At 64.1% G+C, this 18,363-nt stretch carries 18 protein-coding genes and 1 pseudogene; 6 read left to right on the forward strand and 13 right to left on the reverse strand.

Going from position 1 to position 18,363, the window contains the following annotated elements:
- Positions 1–6: 6 nt before the first annotated feature.
- From QP552_RS12925 to QP552_RS12975, 11 genes and pseudogenes are all read right to left on the reverse strand, one after another.
- Complete coding sequence (locus QP552_RS12925; RefSeq protein ID WP_286073809.1) at positions 7–2,454, reverse strand: VirB4 family type IV secretion/conjugal transfer ATPase; 2,448 nt, start codon at positions 2,452–2,454, stop codon at positions 7–9.
- Positions 2,455–2,538: 84 nt separating this feature from the next.
- On the reverse strand, positions 2,539–2,847 hold the full coding sequence (locus QP552_RS12930) for a VirB3 family type IV secretion system protein (protein ID WP_099550998.1): 309 nt from the start codon (positions 2,845–2,847) through the stop codon (positions 2,539–2,541).
- Positions 2,840–3,262: a TrbC/VirB2 family protein gene (locus tag QP552_RS12935; protein WP_111113698.1), complete on the reverse strand. Its 423-nt coding sequence runs from the start codon at positions 3,260–3,262 to the stop codon at positions 2,840–2,842. The genes QP552_RS12930 and QP552_RS12935 overlap by 8 nt, the downstream gene beginning before the upstream one ends.
- 562 nt (positions 3,263–3,824) lie before the next feature.
- A pseudogene (locus QP552_RS20980) lies at positions 3,825–4,289 on the reverse strand (lytic transglycosylase domain-containing protein); the annotation flags it as partial.
- A gap of 15 nt (positions 4,290–4,304) precedes the next feature.
- Positions 4,305–5,348 carry a P-type DNA transfer ATPase VirB11 gene (gene virB11, locus QP552_RS12945; protein WP_099550995.1) on the reverse strand — a complete coding sequence of 348 codons (1,044 nt, stop codon included), beginning with the start codon at positions 5,346–5,348 and terminating at the stop codon, positions 4,305–4,307.
- A gap of 14 nt (positions 5,349–5,362) precedes the next feature.
- Positions 5,363–6,616 (reverse strand): TrbI/VirB10 family protein, encoded by a 1,254-nt coding sequence (locus tag QP552_RS12950; protein WP_111113696.1) that lies wholly within the window; start codon positions 6,614–6,616, stop codon positions 5,363–5,365.
- Positions 6,613–7,392, reverse strand: a complete 780-nt coding sequence (locus QP552_RS12955; RefSeq protein WP_049402208.1) for a TrbG/VirB9 family P-type conjugative transfer protein — start codon at positions 7,390–7,392, stop codon at positions 6,613–6,615. Before QP552_RS12955 ends, QP552_RS12950 begins: the two co-directional genes overlap by 4 nt.
- Positions 7,389–8,435, reverse strand: a complete 1,047-nt coding sequence (locus QP552_RS12960; protein WP_111113695.1) for a type IV secretion system protein — start codon at positions 8,433–8,435, stop codon at positions 7,389–7,391. The genes QP552_RS12955 and QP552_RS12960 overlap by 4 nt, the downstream gene beginning before the upstream one ends.
- 89 nt (positions 8,436–8,524) lie before the next feature.
- Complete coding sequence (locus QP552_RS12965) at positions 8,525–8,971, reverse strand: hypothetical protein (protein ID WP_099550992.1); 447 nt, start codon at positions 8,969–8,971, stop codon at positions 8,525–8,527.
- Between the two features lie 430 nt (positions 8,972–9,401).
- Positions 9,402–11,081, reverse strand: coding sequence for a type IV secretory system conjugative DNA transfer family protein (locus QP552_RS12970; RefSeq protein WP_111111436.1), 1,680 nt, complete (start codon positions 11,079–11,081; stop codon positions 9,402–9,404).
- Positions 11,082–11,117: 36 nt separating this feature from the next.
- The gene (locus tag QP552_RS12975) at positions 11,118–11,375 is read right to left on the reverse strand and encodes a hypothetical protein (RefSeq protein ID WP_099550990.1); all 258 of its coding nucleotides are present in this window, start codon (positions 11,373–11,375) and stop codon (positions 11,118–11,120) included.
- 238 nt (positions 11,376–11,613) lie between these two features.
- Between QP552_RS12975 and QP552_RS12980 the strand changes: the two genes are divergently transcribed.
- Positions 11,614–12,822, forward strand: coding sequence for an MFS transporter (locus QP552_RS12980; RefSeq protein WP_106549090.1), 1,209 nt, complete (start codon positions 11,614–11,616; stop codon positions 12,820–12,822).
- 16 nt (positions 12,823–12,838) lie between these two features.
- Here the strand turns inward: QP552_RS12980 and QP552_RS12985 are convergent, their stop codons facing one another.
- A complete protein-coding gene (locus tag QP552_RS12985) occupies positions 12,839–13,318 on the reverse strand; it encodes a MerR family transcriptional regulator (RefSeq protein WP_111111435.1) in 480 nt (159 codons plus the stop codon).
- A gap of 89 nt (positions 13,319–13,407) precedes the next feature.
- Here QP552_RS12985 and QP552_RS12990 point away from each other — a divergent pair, with 89 nt between their 5' ends.
- From QP552_RS12990 to QP552_RS13010, 5 genes are all read left to right on the forward strand, one after another.
- On the forward strand, positions 13,408–14,646 hold the full coding sequence (locus QP552_RS12990) for an NADH:flavin oxidoreductase/NADH oxidase family protein (protein ID WP_286073810.1): 1,239 nt from the start codon (positions 13,408–13,410) through the stop codon (positions 14,644–14,646).
- Positions 14,647–14,738: 92 nt separating this feature from the next.
- Positions 14,739–15,215, forward strand: coding sequence for a hypothetical protein (locus QP552_RS12995; protein WP_106549087.1), 477 nt, complete (start codon positions 14,739–14,741; stop codon positions 15,213–15,215).
- A gap of 133 nt (positions 15,216–15,348) precedes the next feature.
- Positions 15,349–15,993: a hypothetical protein gene (locus QP552_RS13000; RefSeq protein WP_111111433.1), complete on the forward strand. Its 645-nt coding sequence runs from the start codon at positions 15,349–15,351 to the stop codon at positions 15,991–15,993.
- A gap of 86 nt (positions 15,994–16,079) precedes the next feature.
- A complete protein-coding gene (locus tag QP552_RS13005) occupies positions 16,080–16,349 on the forward strand; it encodes a hypothetical protein (RefSeq protein ID WP_111111432.1) in 270 nt (89 codons plus the stop codon).
- Between the two features lie 122 nt (positions 16,350–16,471).
- The gene (locus tag QP552_RS13010) at positions 16,472–16,717 is read left to right on the forward strand and encodes a hypothetical protein (protein ID WP_111111431.1); all 246 of its coding nucleotides are present in this window, start codon (positions 16,472–16,474) and stop codon (positions 16,715–16,717) included.
- 45 nt (positions 16,718–16,762) lie between these two features.
- Here QP552_RS13010 and QP552_RS13015 read toward each other — a convergent pair whose 3' ends face one another.
- Entirely contained in the window at positions 16,763–18,292 is a 1,530-nt protein-coding gene (locus QP552_RS13015; RefSeq protein WP_286073811.1) for an FAD-dependent monooxygenase, read from the reverse strand.
- Between the last annotated feature and the right edge of the window lie 71 nt (positions 18,293–18,363).

Raw genomic sequence — 18,363 nt, forward strand, 5'->3', positions numbered from 1 at the left:
AGGCTTTCAAGCCGCATCGGTTTCGGCAGAGACCTTGGCTTTACCAGAGCCCTTTCGGTTCTTGTAGAAGTCCTCCAGCCACTGTTCCGGCGTGAGCTCGTCCACAGTGATCCGATTGCGGACCGCAGCCGTCTGCAGCACCCGATGCATGATGTCGATGTTGTCGGTCGAGGCCGAGATCACCGACAGGATGTCGTCCATGCCGCGCAGGTTGAGCTGGCAGACACTGGAAGCATGGCCCTGCTTGACCAGGAAGCAGCGCGAGCGCTCGTCCAGCGCGGTGACCACCTTGAACTCCGCCTCGGTCAACTTCAGGCCATCCATGTAGTCACTCTTGCTGGCGTTCGGGTTCGGCAGCAGGATGAGCGTGGCGGTCTGCTCGATCAGGGCAGCGGAGATGTCACTCTTCAGCGCATCTTCCGGGCTCTGGGTGGCGAAGATTCCCAGGCCGTTCTGCTTACGGATGGTCTTCTGCTTGTTCTTCGCGAACTCCTTCAGGCCACCCTCGCCGTCCAGGATCTTCCAGAATTCGTCCATCACATAGATCAGCGGACGACCGTCGATCAGCGACTCCAGGCGGTGCAGCAGGTAATTGATGACCGGCACGCGCACTTCGGGGTTGTCGATGATGTCGGTGTAGTCGAAGCCGATGATGTTGGCCTTGCTCAGATCCACCGTATCGATCGGATTGTCGAAGACCCAACCCAGCGAATTGCCCGAGGTCCAACGACGCATGCGCGCATAGAGGCCGTCGTCGCCCATGTTGGGCAGGCTCTTCTGGAAGTTGGTCATGCTGCGCAGGTGCATCGGCGTATCGAGCATGCTCTCCACCGCGCGGTAGATGTCCTCTTCCTCGCGGGCGCTGTACTCGCGCTTGCCAGCCAGCACCTTGATCAGGTCGGCCAGGAACTGCACGTTGGATTCGTTGTTCTCGCACTGGAACGGATTGAAGCCGGTCGGCGCACCATTCTCCAGGGCCAGGTAGTTGCCACCACAGGCGCGCACGAAGATCTCGGCGCCGCGGTCCTTGTCGAAGAAGAAGATGGTCGGCGACGGTTCGTACTTCTGCACCTGGCTGAGCAGGAAGTTGATCAGCGCGGTCTTACCGGTACCGGACTTGCCGATCACCATGGTATTGGCGATCGCCTTCTCACCCAGCGAATTCTCGGATGGATGGGTCGCGTGGAAATTGAAGTAGTACGGCTGGCCGTTGGTGGTCTGCAGCGTGGTCACGCAGTCGCCCCACGGGTTGTTGTGCTGCTTGCCGGTGGCGAAGTTGTGCAGCGGCGACAGCCCGAGGAAGTTCAGCGAGCTGACGTTGGCCAGCCGCGTGCGGAAGCGCCAGTTGGCCGGCAGCTGCGAATAGAACGACGAGGTGACCGCCAGATCTTCCTTGGTCGACACGAATCCGGCGTTGGACAGCTCGGCACGGGTCGAGGCCACGTTCTGCGACAGCTTGGCCTGGCTGTCACCGTAGACCGCCATGATGAAGTGGTACTCGCCCAGCACGAAGTTGCCTGACGACAGATGATCCATCGCCTGGTCGAGTTCAACGATCTGGCTGACCGCCTTGTCGCCCGAGGAGATCATCATACCCTTGGTCCGGTCCAGCACCTTCAAGGCATCCTGGCGCCCCATCGGGCTGAACGAATGGGTGATGACGTACTCGTAGTCCAGGTACTTCAGACCATTGAGGATTCCCGGATAGGTTCCCTCGGCATACTCCTTGATATTCAGGATCGCGCCGAAATGATTGACGCCATTGGGCGTATTGATCACGAAATCGCCGGTCTTGGCCGAGAACATGTGCCGGCTGACCGGAAGATAGTCTTTCACTGGCGCCGACAGTACCGGCACCGGCTCATCGATGCGGTTGATCAGGTAGCCGAACAGCTCCAGCGTTTCGGAAAACACCACGCCGTTCTTGGCTTCGTACATGCCGAGCCGGTACGGCGCGTAGTCGCGGATCACCGCCTCGACGTTGCCGGCCAGCTCCATCAGCTTCTCGACAGCCTGCTCCTGCTCGGCGCGCAGCTTGTCCACGTTCGCAGACTTCTCCACGAAGCGTTTGCCCGCCACCACCGGACGATAGATCATCGTCAGGTACAGCTCGTTCTGCATGATGCGCTGCGAGGACAGCATGCCCATGTACTGGTCGGACACATCCTGGTTGAAGCGCTGCTTGTAGTGGCTCTTTCCCTTCAGGGTGCGACGACGGCGGATGTCATGCACCCAGAAGGCGACGTTGACGAAATCCGGCGCGCGCAGCGTCTGCAGCAACCGGTTGAAGGTGTTGTGCCGATGCTCAAGCTCCCATTCTTCGCGCCCCACGAACGGCAGCCCTTCCAGGTGCCAGGTCAACAGGTAGTCGCCGCCCGTGGTCTTCACCACATTCGGAGCCACGTGCGACGACAGGGGGATGAATTCGCTGATGGAGGTATCTGGGTTGAACATACGACTGCTTCCAAAAGGTACTGCCGGCAAAGATTCGGAGTTGGCCAGGCGGGCGCTCATCGCCCGCGTGGCCGGATCCAGCCCTCAATCCCTGGGGGCCGGCTTGCTGCGGTAGTGATTCGGGTTGAACACCCACATGCCATCGTGCTCCTGCACGTTGCGCGTCTTGAGCTTGAACATCAGCCGCAGCCCCAGCAGGCGGAAGATCATCTCGTCACGCTTGGCCATCTGCCGCATGATGAAGATCGCCACCGGGATGGACAGCAGAAACCAGAAATTCGTGTACATGCTCAGCAGCAACAACCCACCCGCCACCATGAAAAATGGCAGGTAGGGAACGCCCAGGAACATCGCTGGGCGCGTGCAGCCCCGGAACAGGACGTTCTTATGCACTGTAGTACTGGACGGCGTGCTTGATCATTTCAAACGCCATGCCAGCGCCGTCGCCGCCACCGCCGACGTTGTCGCAGTTGCCAGCTTCCTTGCCGAGCAGCATGCGCGCGATCTGGCCCGCCGCGCCGATCAGCACACCGCCGATCAGGATCGGGGCCACGTCACCGATACGCTTGTGGGCAAACGCGATCTGGTAACCGGCGAAGATCACGGCGATCGTGACCACGGCGATCGAGGCCATGTTCAGCAGGCCGTTGATGTTGGAGAAGAAGCCGCAGACCTTGCCATCGGTACCACCGAAGTCGGTGCCGGCCAGGGCCTGGGGAGCGAACACAGCACCTGCGAATGCGACCGCCATCAGCATGGTCTTCAGCGTGCGCTGGGCCTGGACGAGGTCGAGATTGAATCGCTTCATGGATTGATTTCCTTGTTGATGGACTAACACAACTGAATCGACCAGCCGGGGGACCGGTCGCACCACGACTTCGTCAGAACACGAAGGCCGCATCCCCTGCGGGAATCTGCTGCACCGGGGCACGTGGTGCCGGTGCGTTGTAGAAATTCTGGGCATCCGCTGCCGGCGCGTTGCGCTCGTTCCAGGGTCGCAGCATCACCGGCGCATCCGACCCGGCAGCCATCCCGGGAAGCTGCTGCGGCATGGCTGACCTGCCCTGCGCCGCTGCGGGTTGCGGATACTGCTGTGGGGCCTGCTGCGGCATGCCGTTCGCGCCCTGCGCCTGCGGTTGCATCATCCGATCGACCGAGCCCAGCACTACGCGCGATACCGCCTGGTCGGCGATGTTCAGCAGGCTGCCGCGGGCCATCGCACCGGTTGATGGGTAGACGGTGTAGGCCCGGGCCGGGTCATTGGACGGTACGTACACCGGCGCACTGGCCTGGGCGACGATGCGCGCCTGGGCCGGCGAGACTGTCTGCGGATGATGTTCGACCTTCACTACCCGACGCTCGCCACGACTGACCACGTCGATCGGCGCGACGCCATTGGAGGCGACCTGCTGGCCACGACGGATGGAGTCGTAGACCTTCTGCACGTAGCCGTGGCGGAAACCGGTCTCGAAGTTGCCCGAGTAGTAGCAGCTGAACGACTTTCCCCAGTCCTTACCCGAGCGGTTGTAGCACTCGGCGAGGATGCGGGAGCCCGCCTGCAGGTTCGGGCACTGCTGGAACGCCTTCTCGTACGAATCCAGACCATACTTGGCCAGGTTGTAGCGATTGACCTGGGCCAGGCCAATGGAGAAGTTGTAGCCCTTCTCCTCCAGCATGCGAACGGTGGCCAGCGCCTCGTCGAGGGCCTTGGGCTGGCGCACCAGGGCGCCGCCGACCACGCCGATGGCATAGGGGTTGCGCGACGATTCCACGTTGATGACGTGCTGCATCACGTCCATCGAGACGGCCATTTCCGGGCACGCCATCATTTCCAGTCCTGGCAGCATTGGTCAGCCCTCCTGCCCCTGGGCACGCCCAGGATTGAAATCAATACCGGTGATATAGCGCGAGCCTGCGTGCGCCTTGATATGCACGACGATGTCGATGGTCATCATCAGCAGTCGCTTGATGACGTTGAACTCCAGGCCCGACCCTTCAGTCGATGCCTTCACCATCAGCGCCAGCTGATCCCAGGTCTGCTCCGGGCTACCGGCATGGCAACTGGTGATCGAACCCGGATGGCCCGATGCGCAGTTGCGGATGAAGTAGAACGCCTCGTCACCGCGCAGCTCGGCGAGGATGATGCGTTCGGGTTTCATGCGCAGGCAGGCTTCCATGCAACTCTTTGCGCTGACATTGCTGGTGCTCTGCCCGCCCTTGGAGTACAGCAGGTGAACCACATTGGGTTGGGTCAGAAACAGCTCGCGTGCGTCCTCGATCGTGACCAGGCGCTCGCTGTCCGGGATATGATTGACCAGCGCTTTCATGAAGGTGGTCTTGCCGCTACCGGTCGCACCGGATACCACGATGTTCTTGCGGTACATCACCGCACGACGGAAGAACTCTGCGTACTCGCGCTGCTGCCGCAGCTCCAGCAACTCGCGATCCTGCTCGCTCAGACTGCCATCCTGTTCCAGGATCTGGTTGAAGAAGCCATCCTCGTGGTACTGGGTGAGCGACTTGGTGTGCTTGGACGGCAGGCGGATCGTGATCGAAACCTTGCCGGCATCACAGGCCGGTGGAATCACGAACTGCGCACGCTGGCCGGTCGGGAAGGTCAGCGAGACGACCGGATCGGCATCGGTGATGCGCTGGCCCGTGTTGCTCTCATTGACGACGGCGGTGCAGAACTGCCGGGCCCGCTCGAAGGTCAGGCCCGGCACATCCACCCGCTGCCACCCGGCCCGGGTTTCCAGGTACAGCTCACCGGGACGGTTGATGCAGATTTCCGTCACTTCCGGGGATGTCATGTACTCGGCGATGCCCAGCACTTCGTACTGATAGCGCAGGAAATCGCTGGAGACGAGGGCGAGGGGTGACACTTCGGCGTCCATGGTTGTTCTTCGGGTTACCGGCGCGGGTTGAGCACGTTGGTGAAGTCAACGTCCTTGGCGACGTAGACGTTCACGATGGTGCCCTGGTTGATGGTGACGGTCGGCGGGCGGTTCGAACTGGTCAGGGCTTCGTTGGCGAGACGCTCCATCGTGCGCGCGGTGGCGCTTTCATAGGGCGAACGAACGGCGAAACCGTTGCTGGAAACCGTCGTGGACTCCGGGCCATGTTCGGCTGCGGCGTACTTGAAGGCGTCGGCGATCAGGCTGATCATCAGTGCAGACGCAATGCGGCTGCCCCAGTGCGCGCTGTACTGGCCTGGATGACCGGCACCGCCCAGCTGATCCACGCCCGGGCTGGACATGGCTACGTCGATGCCATTTGGCGTGGTGATGCGATCCCAGATCACTTCCACGCGCTTGCCCTTGGGACCGCCGCCGTACGCACCGTAGATCTTGGAGCCCTTCGGCAGCAGCAGGCTGCGGCCGTTGATCGAGTAGACCGGCTCGGTCAACAGGCACGACGTATAACCTGCAAGATCGGTGATGATGCGGGTCTCCAGCACGCAACGCAGATAGGTGCCACGCACCAGCAGTGCATCGGGGCTTCGGATGTAGGACGCATTGGACACATCATCCACGTCGGGCCCGCGGCGCACCTTGGCCGGCGGAGCGTTGCCGCTCTGCGCCTGTATCGCAGCCAGCGTGGCCTGCATGTAGGGATCGTCGTTGTCCCCTGCTGCGGCCTGGCCACCAGCGTCGCCCGTGCCCACGCCTGCGCCACCACTACCGGCAATGCGGCGATCCAGCAGACTCGGGCCGCGCTCGATCTCGCGCTCGGGTGCGGCACGCGGAATGTAGGTCGGGCCCATCGTTTCCTGCGGCGGCGGCGGCAGCATCGGAATGGGCTCGGCGGCCTCCCGGGCGGCCTCGCGAATCGCGGAGGGCGCCATGGTCGGCAGATCGGGGGTGCTCGAACGTGCGACCTGCGGCGGCGCCTTGGCGTCGTCAGCATCGTCCTTGCCCTTGCGCAGCAGCAGGAAGCCCATGGCCAGCAACAACACCAGGATGCCGCCGAGGAACAACAGCGCCTTGCGGTTCAAGCGCTGCTCTTCCGCAGAGCGAAGCTGCGGAGCACTGGCATCCAGGTCCGGGGTTGCCTCGGCCTGCGCATGCCCGTAATAGGGGTTCGTCGGTGGCTCCTGAGCCGCATGGCCCTGCCCGTACGGAGACGGATTTGGATCGTTGCCGGGAGTGTTCTGCTGGCTCATTTCTTCACGTTCCTTCGCAGGCCGACGACGAAGTCGCCGTGGCGGATGACCAGGTACGGGTAGGTCCCGTGCACGATCAGCGTATTGCCCTCAACCGTGGTGTTGACCACGAAATCCTCGCCGTACTCCTTCTCGCGACCGAACACGGCCGGGAAGATACCGGTCTTGTACTCGGGCGAGTTGGGCAGTTTCAGATAGGTGAAACGGCCATCGTCGTAGGCGTTGACCGGGATCAGCCACCCCATCTTCTTCGCCTTGCTGGTCGAATAGGAGTAGTTGAAGTTGTACTGGCGGTCCTTGGCCAGCTCGGTACTCAGCAGCGGCTGCGCCTCTTCCTCGACCGCTGCCTGGGCAGGCCCGAAGACAGTGTCGTTCGGATAGACGAAGGCGATCTTGTACTGCACGCCGGCGCGACGCGCCTGCTCAAGCTGGCGCCAGTCGGTGGCAACGACCTTCAGCTCGAAAATGTACGAATGGGTCTCGGTACGCACCATCATGTTGGTGTCGACATCGACGTTCTTCGGCTTGAGGTAGAACACGTTCTCGCGCCGGGTCAGTTCCCAGCCGCTGCTGAAGCCGGTGCTGTAGTCGAGGATCTTCTCGTTCGGGCTCAGCTCGATCTGGGTGGTGAGGCCCAGGCCGGTGCGAACCGGGTAGATGCGGTCCTTCTCGTACTCGTAGTGGTCAACTGCCTGTGCCATCGCCGCGCTGGAGAACACCAGCGACAGCAACGACAGCAGCGCCCACGCGCTTCCCCTGACTTTTCGACTACTCATCGGTTGCTTGCTCCATCAGCATTTCCGGTGGAATGGTTCGGTGCCGGCATCATTGCCGGCTGCCCCGGCGCGCCCTGCCCCGGCATCGGCTGCCCCTGGACCGGCTGCCCCTGCATGGGCGCACCCTGCATCGACTGCATCTGTCCATTGGCCGGCACTGCGACAGGCTGACCGGTGGCGGGGTCGATCATGGTGGCGGCGGCCGGATTGTTCGGGTCGTACATGCCCTGCGCCTGCTGCGCAGCGAGTTGTGCCTGCTGCGCAGCATCCTGGGCCTGCTGCTGCATGGCGCCGTCATCCGGCACTGGCACGCCACGCGCATAGTCGTTGTCGACACGGTACTCGGTGACCTGGAACGCCAATGGGTTGAGCACCCGGTCCTGTTCGGACAGCGCGAGATTCTGGTTGTACTGGAATCGCATGGTGACCAGCTGGTTGTCCAGATAGGTCGATGCACCCGTGCGCTTGTCGAGCAGGCTGCGCTGGATGCGCACGGACGCGCCGCGGAAGCTGCCGTTCGCCTGCGCACCCAGCGGGGTGATGCTGAGGATCTTGACCCTGATCGCCTTGCCCCGTCCGTACATTACGAAGGGATTCTGCGGATTGTTGCCGGCATAGCGCTGCTTCATGCTTGCGCCGACGGGATCGCTGGACATGACGAACACCAGCTCCCAGTCGCGCAGCCCCATCACCGCGGAGTCGTACGACTCGCGCGCCAGCACGTACTGGGCGACATTGCTGCGGTTGACCGCTTCATTGGTGGTGATCGTCTCGCCCTGGAACGTGCCGCGCAGGCGCGCCACCGTGGCGGTACCCGTATAGGCATCGGCCATCACCAGGAACGGCACCTTCTCCTTCAGCGGCAGCATGTAGTAGTAGCCACCAGCCAGTGCCAGCGACATCAGCAATGAGCCGGTGGCCACCCACCACGCACGTCGTTCGCTGCGACGCGCCATGTCGGCCACGGTGATCTCGTAGCTGACCGCCTTGGCGACCGACTGCTCGACCTTGGGACTATTGCCGGGATCCTTCTTGCGGAACATGGATTCTTCCGTACTGCTGAAACATCAATGGGCGTGGAGCCCCTGCGACAGGCGCGGGGAGCGGCACGTTCGATGGTTTCGAGGTGGACTCAGGTGCCGCTGTTGGAATCAGCGCCCTGCGCCGACGCGGTGGGCGTCGAGCCAGCGCTCTGCACAACGATCTGGTTGCCTACGATGGAGACGGAGATACCCTGCGCCGCATACGCTGCGGTGAGGTCGATCACGGCCTGCTGCGCATTGGTGGTGTCGATGTTCGAGACCGCGCCGTACAGGGTGAAATCCGAGCTGAGGCGATAGTCCAGCGTGCGTCCGGAATCCTTGGCCCAACGCTCGAGCATGGCTTTGAGCGTGCCATCCATCGGCGAGGCCTGGTAGACGTAACTGGAATACAGCGGAATCTCGGTTGTGGCCGCGGCGAAGCGGTTGACCGGCTTCCAGCGGCCTCCGAAATCGGGGGCGGGCTTGGTGGCACACCCTGCCACCATCAGCGCCGCGACTGCGGCGATGGACATTTTCGCGATAAACGCCTGATTCATACGGGCTTCACTTTGACGTACGAAAAAGCAGTTTCGAACGTTGGTTCCCTGGCCGTCCGGCGCTGCATGGCGCACGCCGGAATCGGAGGGACGCACTGACATGCAGCACACCCACTCCGGCTCCCCTGCAGCCCGAAGGCTGCCAACCAGGTTGCAGGCCGAGCGACGGAGCTTCCCCGTCACGCACCTGCACACCCATACCAACGTCGAAACCATCCTTGTTTCCATGGCACAAACTCCTGGCCACCCTGCTTCAAAACTTTGACATCCAGCACACATCTCTGGATGCCGCACACAGGGTTACACAACTGCGCGTCAATTCCATGTCAGGAAAACCTGAAAATCTATCGAAACGTGTTGTTTTTTTGACGGAGCGCACCATTTCACGTCAGTGAATGTGAATTCACTTCACATTTTTATGTTTGTGAAATCAGACTTTCAGCATCGGAACATCGACCTTCGGCAGCAGCCGCGAGGTGAAGTAGCGGTCCTTGTAGTAGCGGATCTTGTCGCATTTCACAGGATGCGGTATGCCCTCATAGAGGAACACTTCCTTGTCCGGCCCCATCGCCTTCAGCTCCTGCGGCAGCATCAGTGCACGCCGTTCTTCGGTGAAGCTGTGGGTCTTCTCGCGGGCGTGGGTGACGTTCTTCTTGCGGATGGTGGTGTAGCCCAGCATGTCCGAATAGTCGTTGGCGTCCTGCTGCTCGCGTGGCGCGTACAGGATCTGCAGCGCGTGGTTGGTGATGATCGTTCGCGAGACTTCCCGGCCATAGGTGGCATCGAGCTGGGACATGCTCTGGATGATCGGCAGCAGGCGGATGTTGTAGCCGGCCATGTAGGACACCGCCGAGGCGATGATCTCGACCTTGCCGATCGAGGTGAATTCGTCCATCAGCAGCAGGCACTGGTACTTCAGGTCCGGGTTGGACTTGGGCAGTTCCTTGGTGTTGAGGTTGATCAGCTGGCTGAAGAACAGATTGATGATCAGGCGGCTCTCGGCCAGCTTGTTCGGTTGGATGCCGATGTAGATGGTCATCTTCTTCTTGCGGACGTCGGTCAGCAGGAAGTCGTTGCTGCTGGTGGCCTTGTCCAGCACCGGGTTGATCCAGGGGTTGAGCGGTTCCTTGAAGGTGCCCAGGATCGAGGCGAAGGTCTCATCGGCCTGGGACAGCATGTTGGCGAACGCCGAGCGCGCGTTGGCGCTGAGGAACGAACGCTCCGACAAGGCCTTGAGGTACTTCTTCAGATCGGTGCCGTCGCCGGATGACAACCGGTAGACAGAACCCAGCGTCGGCGTACCCGAGCCGCCCGGGAAGCCGCTGCTGCGCTCGTCGTCCCAGTTCTCGAACAGGTACAGGGTGAAGGCCATGAACGCGTTGCGCGCCTGGCTGACCCAGAATTTCTGGTCCTCGGCGCCGTCGGGATACAGCATCGCCGCGATGCTCATCAGGTCCGACACCCGGAACGCCGGGTCATCGGAGACATAGCTGAGTGGGTTCCAGCGATGCGTGCGCCGATCCTCGGCGAAGGGATTGAACAGGTAGATCTCCTGGCCCTGGCTGGCGCGCCAGCCGCTGGTCAGGTCGAAGTTCTCCTGCTTGATGTCCAGCACCACCAGTGATTCGCCGTACTCGAGCAGGTTCGGGATGACCACACCGACGCCCTTGCCCGAGCGGGTGGGCGCGGCCAGGATCACGAACTGCTGGCCGTCCAGCCGGACCAGCTTGCCGCCGTGGCTGCCGACCACGATGCTCTGGCCGGTCTTCTTGAACATGCCGTGCTTGGACAGGTCGGCGCCGGTGGCAAAGCGCGCGTCGCCGTGCAACGAGCGCTTGTCCTTCTTCAACAGCAGCACCAGGCCGGTCACCAGCAGGACCAGCAGCGGCAGGCCGAAGCCCACGTAGCCGGCCCACTTGATCTTGCCCACGAACGGGGCAACCTGCGGCTGGTCAATGGCGTGGTAGTACTGGTAGTACGTGTTCCAGGTGAACAGCTTGGTGTCCAACCCGAGGAACAGCAGGGTCAGGTAGCCGGAAAACACGAAACCAAGCAGCAGGGTCGCCAGCGTGATGATGGCGATGAGCGAATACTTCTTACTGGGCAACACCCGGATCCTCCATGATGCGCACGAGGGCGCGACGGCCTAGCGGCGGCGCCAGCGCGACGCCTTCTTCCGCAGGTGGTTTTCGTTCTCCAGCCCGGGCTCCTCGCCCTCTTCACGCACCCGCTGCAACAGCAGCTGGCGCGCTTCGGCCAGTGATACAAGGTCGGTCAGACGATCCCCATCGTCGGCGACGACCGCATGGCCGACCACATCGCCCGGAGCGTACACCGGCTCGTAGGACACCGCTACCAGCTGGTAGCGACCACGCGTCTCCAGCACATGCCTGAATTCCTGCATCGATTTCCTCCTTGTCCAAGCGCTCCACGATCCCCTGCGTGCACCATCATGCCGCTCCGCATGTCGTCATCACATGCAGGACGCCAGACTCAGTGCGCCACGCCTCCTGCAGCGCCGGGCCCACCCTCGTCTGGCCACAATCCCATCGATCAAACGCTGATTTGCCCCCCGGCATGGCTGCCCCTGTTGCGGTGCAGCAGTACAATGTCCGGCTCCCCTGCCCCTTCGCGCCCTCCGCATGAGCCCCAACTCTTCCCTGGCTGCGCGGCTGACGCCCCGTCAGCGCACCCTGATCATCCTCGCCCTGTCACTGGGCGGCTTTGCCATCGGCACCAGCGAATTCGCCAGCATGGGCCTGATGCTGGAGATCAGCCGTGGCCTGTCGATCTCCGAAACCCAGGTCGGCCACCTCATCAGCGCCTATGCCATCGGCGTGGTCGTCGGTGCGCCGATCCTCGCCTTCGTCGGCGCCAGCTTCCCGCGCCGCAAGCTGCTGCTGGCGCTGATGGGCTTCTATGCCATCGGCAACCTCGCCAGTGCGCTGGCGCCGAACTACGGCACGATGCTGGTGGCCCGTTTCGTCGCCGGCCTGCCGCACGGCGCCTACTTCGGCGTGGCGATGCTGGTGGCCGCGGCGATCAGCCCCGCCGGCCAGCGTGGCCAGGCGATGTCGCGCGTGCTGCTGGGCCTGTCGATCGCGATCCTGGTCGGCAATCCGCTGACCACCTGGCTGGGCCAGCAGCTGAGCTGGCGCACCGCCTTCGCCCTGGTCAGCGTGCTGGCCGTCGCCACCGTGGCGATGATCGCGCGCTTCCTGCTGCCGGATCCGGATGAAGTTCGCACCTCGCCGATGCGCGAACTGCGCGCCTTCAATACCACGCAGGTGTGGCTGGCGCTGGCCATCGGCGCGGTCGGTTTCGCCGGCATGTTCTGCGTGTTCACCTACCTGGCACCCACCCTGGTGCAGGTCACCGGTGTAGCCGAATCCTGGATGCCACTGGCGGTGGGCGTGTTCGGCATCGGCGCGATCATCGGCAACATCGCCGGTGGATGGCTGGTCGACAAGTTCCACTTCAAGGCCGCCGCCGTGGTGCTGCTGTGGTCCATCGTGATGCTGCTGCTGTACCCGCTGGCCGCGCAGTCGGTGTGGACGATCGGCCCGATGATCATCACCGTCGGCACCATGGGCGCACTGGCGGCGGTACTGCAGACGCGCCTGATGGACGTGGCCGGCGAAGCGCAGACCCTGGCCGCCGCCTCCAACCATGCCGCCTTCAATACCGCCAATGCGCTCGGCCCGTGGCTGGGCGGCATGGCAATCAGCGCTGGCTTCAGCCCGGCCAGCACCGGCTATGTCGGTGCCGCCACCGCCATCGGCGGCCTGTTGCTGTGGTGCGTGGCGGTGATGCTGGACAGGAAGCGCAAGGCCACCGCCGGCAGCCACTGAACACGGCGCCGGGTCGTCAGCCGCTGCCCACGCGGCGGCGGCGCCCCGGCCGCAGCATTGCCACGTCACCGGCTGCAAGCGTCGGGCGCGCCAGCTCGCCACGGTTCACACGGTCCAATACCCGCCGCGAGTTGGCCGCGCAATCAATCCCGTCCGGCCGCGCCTGGATGTCCTCGATCAGGGCAACCAGGTGCACCCGGCTCTGTGCCAGCCGCAACTGCAGCGCTTCGATGTCGGCCACCTTCTGCTGCAGCATCGTGATCAGCGCATCGTGCTGCCACCGGCCCATGTCTGGCGGCAGCAAGGCGCGTATCTCCTCCAAGCTGAAGCCGGCACGCTGCGCACCGGTAATCAGTTCCAGCAGCAGCACCGCCTGCTCCGGGTAGTCCCGGTAGCCATTGGGCTGCCGCGGTACCTGCAGCAACCCCGCATCCTCGTAGAAGCGGATGCGCGACGCTGCCAGGCCCGTGCGCCGGGCCAGCTCACCGATTTTCATCTGCCTGAATCCTCGACATCGCGGCCCGTTGACCTTCAATCAAACTTGAAGGTTAGCGTAGCGCCATTCCCCTGTCCTGGAGCTGTCCGATGTCGCTGTTCTCGCCCCTGGCACTGCCTTCCGGTGCCGTCATCCGCAACCGCATCGCCAAGGCGGCGATGGAGGAAAACATGGCCGACGCCAACCATGCACCCTCCGCCGCACTGCTCGAGCTGTACCAGCGTTGGGCCGACGGCGACGCCGGGCTGATCATCACCGGCAACGTGATGGTTGATGGCCGCGCCATGACCGGCCCCGGCGGCGTGGTGCTGGAAGATGATCGCCATCTCGACCGCTTCAGCGCCTGGGCGGAGACAGCACGCTCGCGGGGGGCGCAGATGTGGATGCAGATCAACCATCCCGGTCGGCAGATGCCGGCCGCGCTTGGCCAACCGGCGCTGGCACCTTCGGCGGTGCCACTGGACATGGGCGCGCTGTCCAAGCAATTCGCGCCGCCAAAGGCGATGAGCGAAGCCGACATTGAAGAAGTGATCGCCCGCTTCATCCGCAGTGCCGAGCTGGCCGAACGCGCCGGTTTCAGCGGCGTGGAGATCCATGCCGCGCACGGCTACCTGCTCAGCCAGTTCCTGTCGCCGCTGTCGAACCGTCGCGAGGATCGCTGGGGCGGCAGCCTGGACAACCGTGCGCGCCTGCTGCTGGAGATCGTGCAGGGCGTACGCGCCAGCGTGGCGCCTACGTTCGCAGTGGCGGTGAAGCTCAACTCCGCCGACTTCCAGCGCGGTGGTTTCTCGCCCGAGGACGCGCGCGCCGTGGTGGAGATGCTGGCACCCCTCGGCGTGGATCTGGTCGAACTGTCCGGCGGCAGCTATGAAGCACCGGCCATGACCGGCGCCGCGCGCGACGAACGCAGCGTGGCCCGCGAAGCGTACTTCCTCGAATTCGCACGCGAGATCGCCACGGTGGCGACGATGCCGCTGATGGTCACCGGCGGCATCCGCCGCCGCGAGGTGGCAGAACAGGTACTGGCCAGCGGCGTTGCGATGGTCGGCATCGCCACCGCGCTGGCGATCGAGCCGGATCTGCCGCAGCACTGGCAACAGGGCCGCGACCCGGTGCCGGCGTTGCGCAACATCAACTGGCGCAGCAAGCCGCTGGCGGCCAGCGCGCACATGGCGGCAGTGAAATACCAACTGGGTCGGCTCAGCCAGCGCCGCCCCACTGCACCCGGCGTCTCGCCGGCGTGGGCGCTGCTGCTGGCGCAGGCCGCCGGCAAATGCCGGGCTCGCCGCTACCGGCGCTGGATCCGTGCTCGCGCTGGTGGATACTGAGCGGGCGGGCTTCTCATCACTGAAGCGATGCTCCACCATCTGCATGGCCGGCGGCAGTCCGTCGCCGGTCGCAGCAGGCAGAAGGAACCTCCGTGGCAGCAGGACCGACCAAGAACCGCGAAAAGCTGCTCGATGATCTGCTCTCGCTGGGCCGCAACTGGGCACTGGCGATCGCCATCGCCGGTGCCGGCGCAGCGGTCCATTACAGCGAGTCGGTGTACGAAGCAGGCATCTGGCGCGGCCTGCTGCCCACGATCTGCTTCCTCGTCGCAATCATCTGGATCGTGCTCAGCATCATCCGCTTCGACCTGACCATCCAGCAGCATTTCCAGCGGAAGCTGTCGCGCTGGCTCAGCCGTCTGCTGTATGTCGTGCTGCTCGGCACCGGCGTCACTGCCGTGTTCTTCGTCACCGAGCTGGCGGCCAACAACCACATCGCGCGGATGTGCGACTCGGTGGCCAACGAACCGGCCAGCCGCATCCACAGATCCGCAGAATGCCAGCGGTTGTACCAGCATCGGGCGGCCTACCGGCAGCGGCTGGAATCGGCCGAGGGCGAGTTCGACTGAGCAGATGCATGGGCGAAGGCGCGCGAAGACGCACATAGAGGTCCAGCGAGGGCGGATTCGGAATAGTTGTATGGACTTCATTGCAACGCGACGCCACGCTTTCTTGCCGGAAAGCCGTGATCGAACACAGTCCATGAAGTTGCCCACCGCCCACTCCCGCCTCTCCGCCCGGCCCCGGAAAATCGGCAGCGAAGTACGTATCTTCAGGCGCTATCACCAGTACGCCATCGTTGCCGCTGGAGCCGGACCACTGGCAATACTCCTGGTCGCCGTCGCGCCCGAACTTGGACCTCTTCCGGCACTGGGCGCAGCAGCGCTTTTCACGTTGTCGCCGCTGATCCTCGCTTTCGTTGTCTATTCCCCACGACGGGACCAGGTGGCACTGGAACATGATCGTCTGGTATTCCAGCACCGTGCTCCTCTCCCGTTCAAGCAGATCCGGTCCTACAACCTGGACGATCATGTCGATCTGACCCTGATCGATGGACCGAGCGTGCTGCTCCAGCGCACACGGGCATCGATGCATGAGTTCTCAACCTTCCGGGACGCGCTTGCAGAGGCTCTCGCGAAGCGGCCCGCCAACGCTGCCGCCGCTCCGCAACGGCGCCACTTCTTCGGTGCCTGGCCCGCACGCGTTTGGGGTGCGGTCCTGTTACTGGCGACGGCGGCACTGGTGATCACGGGCGAACTGCATGGCTGGCCGTTGTACAAGGCGCCGATGCTCGGAATCGTGCCCGTGGTGGGCATTGGGCTATTGCTGTCGCGCCGCCGTCACTGATCACGCCATCGGCGAAGAACACATGGCATGGATATGCATTCGGGCACAGTACGCGCGCCGCTCATGCCTGGACCCATCCCGCCACCATGCTCCACGCGCCCGCCCCCGCACGTCACGATGCCATCGCCCTGCAGGCGGGCGTGCTCGGCAGTGTGCTGGGTGTGGCACTGTTCAAGGCGATCGCGCTGTCGGTGCTGGCAACGGGATCATTGATGGTGATCGGGCTGTGGCTGCTGACCTGCGCGCTCCTCGGCGCCTGGGCACTGGCCGCCTATCTGGCCTGCCTTGCGCTGAGCCGGCGCGTGTTCGCGTTGATGCTGGCGTTGTACGCGGTGGTGGTGATCTGCATCGCCTGAACACGGCAATCCCCTACCATGACGCACTTGTTACAACATAACAAGTGCATTGGGTTGGATTGCGTGTGCCCTGGGTCACGGATTTGAATCGCATGGCCAGCCCGGCGCTACCCGAGACCCCCATGAACCTACAGCCGCTGATCCGCGCCTCCCTCACCGCCATTGCCCTGGCCTCGCTCGGCGCGTGTGCCACCTATGACGACAGCAACATGCATCAGGCCTGCCAGGAGTCACCGCACCTGAAGGATCTGCCGCGCGAAGTGGCGGCCCGCGAGAGTCGTTGCAACAAGAGCATGGAAGTGTGGTCGAGCGAGCGCAAGGGCAGTGACAAGCCGATCGACCTGAGCGGCAAGAAGAAGGATCTGTAACCGCGCCAGGCGCAGCCCGCAGTGGCTGCGCCTTCGGCATGGGAATCATGCTGTCGACAGCGGCCCGAACCAGCGCTGCAACGCTGGGCCCAGCCCCGCCTCGTCTCCTCCCGCGTCGCAGGCCCAGGCGACGATGCCATCCGGACGCACCAGCGCGGCACCCAGCCTGAGCGCGTCGTCCATTCGGGGCGTGGCGCAGCGTAGACGGGGCGGCCATTCACCATCGCCATGGCACCCCTGCGGTCGTGCGTCGAACACCAGCAGTGCGCCCTGCCCCGTCCTCAGTGCTTCGCCCAAGCGCCGGCCATCGATCAGCGCGAAATCAGGCGCGCTGCGGCCAACCAGCGGATGCCCCGCGCCCAGGTCGAGCTGCTGCGAAACACCCCATACCCGCTCGGCCAGATATGTTGCGCCATCCCGCGTACCGGCCAGATCGGCGAGGACCGCCGCCAGCGCGCGCGAACCCGCCCCCGGACGCATCAACGCAACCTGCGCGCGCGACCAGTCCAGCACCCGCGCCCCGACCGGGTGTCGCTCGGCGCCATAACTGTCCAGCAGTGCAGTATCGGCCTTGCCGTGCAGCACGGCGGCCAGCTTCCAGCCGAGGCTCATCGCATCGCCAATGCCCAGATTCAGGCCCTGTCCGCCCAGTGGCGAATGCACATGCGCAGCGTCGCCCGCCAGCAGGACACGCCCCTTGCGATAGGCGCCGGCCTGGCGCGCGCCATCGGTCCAGGTGCTGTGCAGATGCAGGGCCGTGATCGTTGCATTGCGACCGGACACGCGCCGCAGCAGGGCCTGCGCAGCGTCCAGATCGAGCTGCGTGCGATGACCGGCACCTCCGTCGAAATCGGCCAGCGCCAGCACGCCCGGCAGATTGAAATTGCACATGCCCTGCTCGGTGTACTGCCGGCCCGGTGTCAGCACCGACGGATCTTCCAGTTCAACCAGCAGCGAATGGCCGGTGAATTCCGGATCGGTGCCGACAAAGCTGAAACCGCACTGCTTCCGCACGGTGCTGCGGCCACCGTCGCAGCCGACCAGCCAACGACCGCGCACGGCTCCGTCGGCAGTCTCAATGACCACCTCCGTCTCGCCGGCCTGTACCGCCTCTACCGCTCGCCCGCGTTCGATACAGACACCCAGCGCGCTCGCACGTTCGGTGAGGACCCTTTCCAGCGCCTGCAGCTCAACCGCCATCTGGGTGCCGACCGGCGTCGGCAGGCGCCAGTTCCAGCGCCCGGTGTCCACGCTGTCCAATGCGAACGGAATACCCGCAAAGTGCCCACCCAGCGCACGCGGCTGTGCCAGCCAATGGGCGGTGCCGGGCGGCGGCGCGCCCTTGTCGGGCTTGAGCACCTGCGCCGCGGCGACCGCGTCCAACAGGCCGCGCCGATCCAGTGCCTCCAGCGTGGGGGTGTTCAGGCCGCGCAGCCCGCATGGCAGGCGCTTCAACGGCGAGTCGGCGGACTCGGCCCTTTCCAGCACAAGCACCGAACACCCGGCCTGGGCCAGCTCGCAGGACAGGAACAGGCCAACCGGGCCAGCACCGGCAATGACGACGTCGTACAGCATGGGGATTCCTCGTGAGCGCCGGGCCGGCGCTCTGGCAAGCCGAATGCTACACTCGGTGTACGTTTTTACAA

The sequence above is a fragment of the Stenotrophomonas sp. 59 genome (assembly GCF_030291095.1).
Classification (GTDB): Bacteria; Pseudomonadota; Gammaproteobacteria; order Xanthomonadales; family Xanthomonadaceae; genus Stenotrophomonas; species Stenotrophomonas maltophilia_Q.

Coding starts and splice junctions, on each gene's coding strand:
- QP552_RS12925 (WP_286073809.1), bottom strand. CDS start 2,454: ATGTTCAACCCAGATACCTCCATCAGCGAATTCATCCCCCTGTCGTCG.
- QP552_RS12935 (WP_111113698.1), bottom strand. CDS start 3,262: ATGAAGCGATTCAATCTCGACCTCGTCCAGGCCCAGCGCACGCTGAAG.
- virB11 (WP_099550995.1), bottom strand. CDS start 5,348: ATGGACGCCGAAGTGTCACCCCTCGCCCTCGTCTCCAGCGATTTCCTG.
- QP552_RS12950 (WP_111113696.1), bottom strand. CDS start 6,616: ATGAGCCAGCAGAACACTCCCGGCAACGATCCAAATCCGTCTCCGTAC.
- QP552_RS12955 (WP_049402208.1), bottom strand. CDS start 7,392: ATGAGTAGTCGAAAAGTCAGGGGAAGCGCGTGGGCGCTGCTGTCGTTG.
- QP552_RS12960 (WP_111113695.1), bottom strand. CDS start 8,435: ATGTTCCGCAAGAAGGATCCCGGCAATAGTCCCAAGGTCGAGCAGTCG.
- QP552_RS12965 (WP_099550992.1), bottom strand. CDS start 8,971: ATGAATCAGGCGTTTATCGCGAAAATGTCCATCGCCGCAGTCGCGGCG.
- QP552_RS12975 (WP_099550990.1), bottom strand. CDS start 11,375: ATGCAGGAATTCAGGCATGTGCTGGAGACGCGTGGTCGCTACCAGCTG.
- QP552_RS12980 (WP_106549090.1), top strand. CDS start 11,614: ATGAGCCCCAACTCTTCCCTGGCTGCGCGGCTGACGCCCCGTCAGCGC.
- QP552_RS12985 (WP_111111435.1), bottom strand. CDS start 13,318: ATGAAAATCGGTGAGCTGGCCCGGCGCACGGGCCTGGCAGCGTCGCGC.
- QP552_RS12990 (WP_286073810.1), top strand. CDS start 13,408: ATGTCGCTGTTCTCGCCCCTGGCACTGCCTTCCGGTGCCGTCATCCGC.
- QP552_RS13000 (WP_111111433.1), top strand. CDS start 15,349: ATGAAGTTGCCCACCGCCCACTCCCGCCTCTCCGCCCGGCCCCGGAAA.
- QP552_RS13005 (WP_111111432.1), top strand. CDS start 16,080: ATGCTCCACGCGCCCGCCCCCGCACGTCACGATGCCATCGCCCTGCAG.
- QP552_RS13010 (WP_111111431.1), top strand. CDS start 16,472: ATGAACCTACAGCCGCTGATCCGCGCCTCCCTCACCGCCATTGCCCTG.
- QP552_RS13015 (WP_286073811.1), bottom strand. CDS start 18,292: ATGCTGTACGACGTCGTCATTGCCGGTGCTGGCCCGGTTGGCCTGTTC.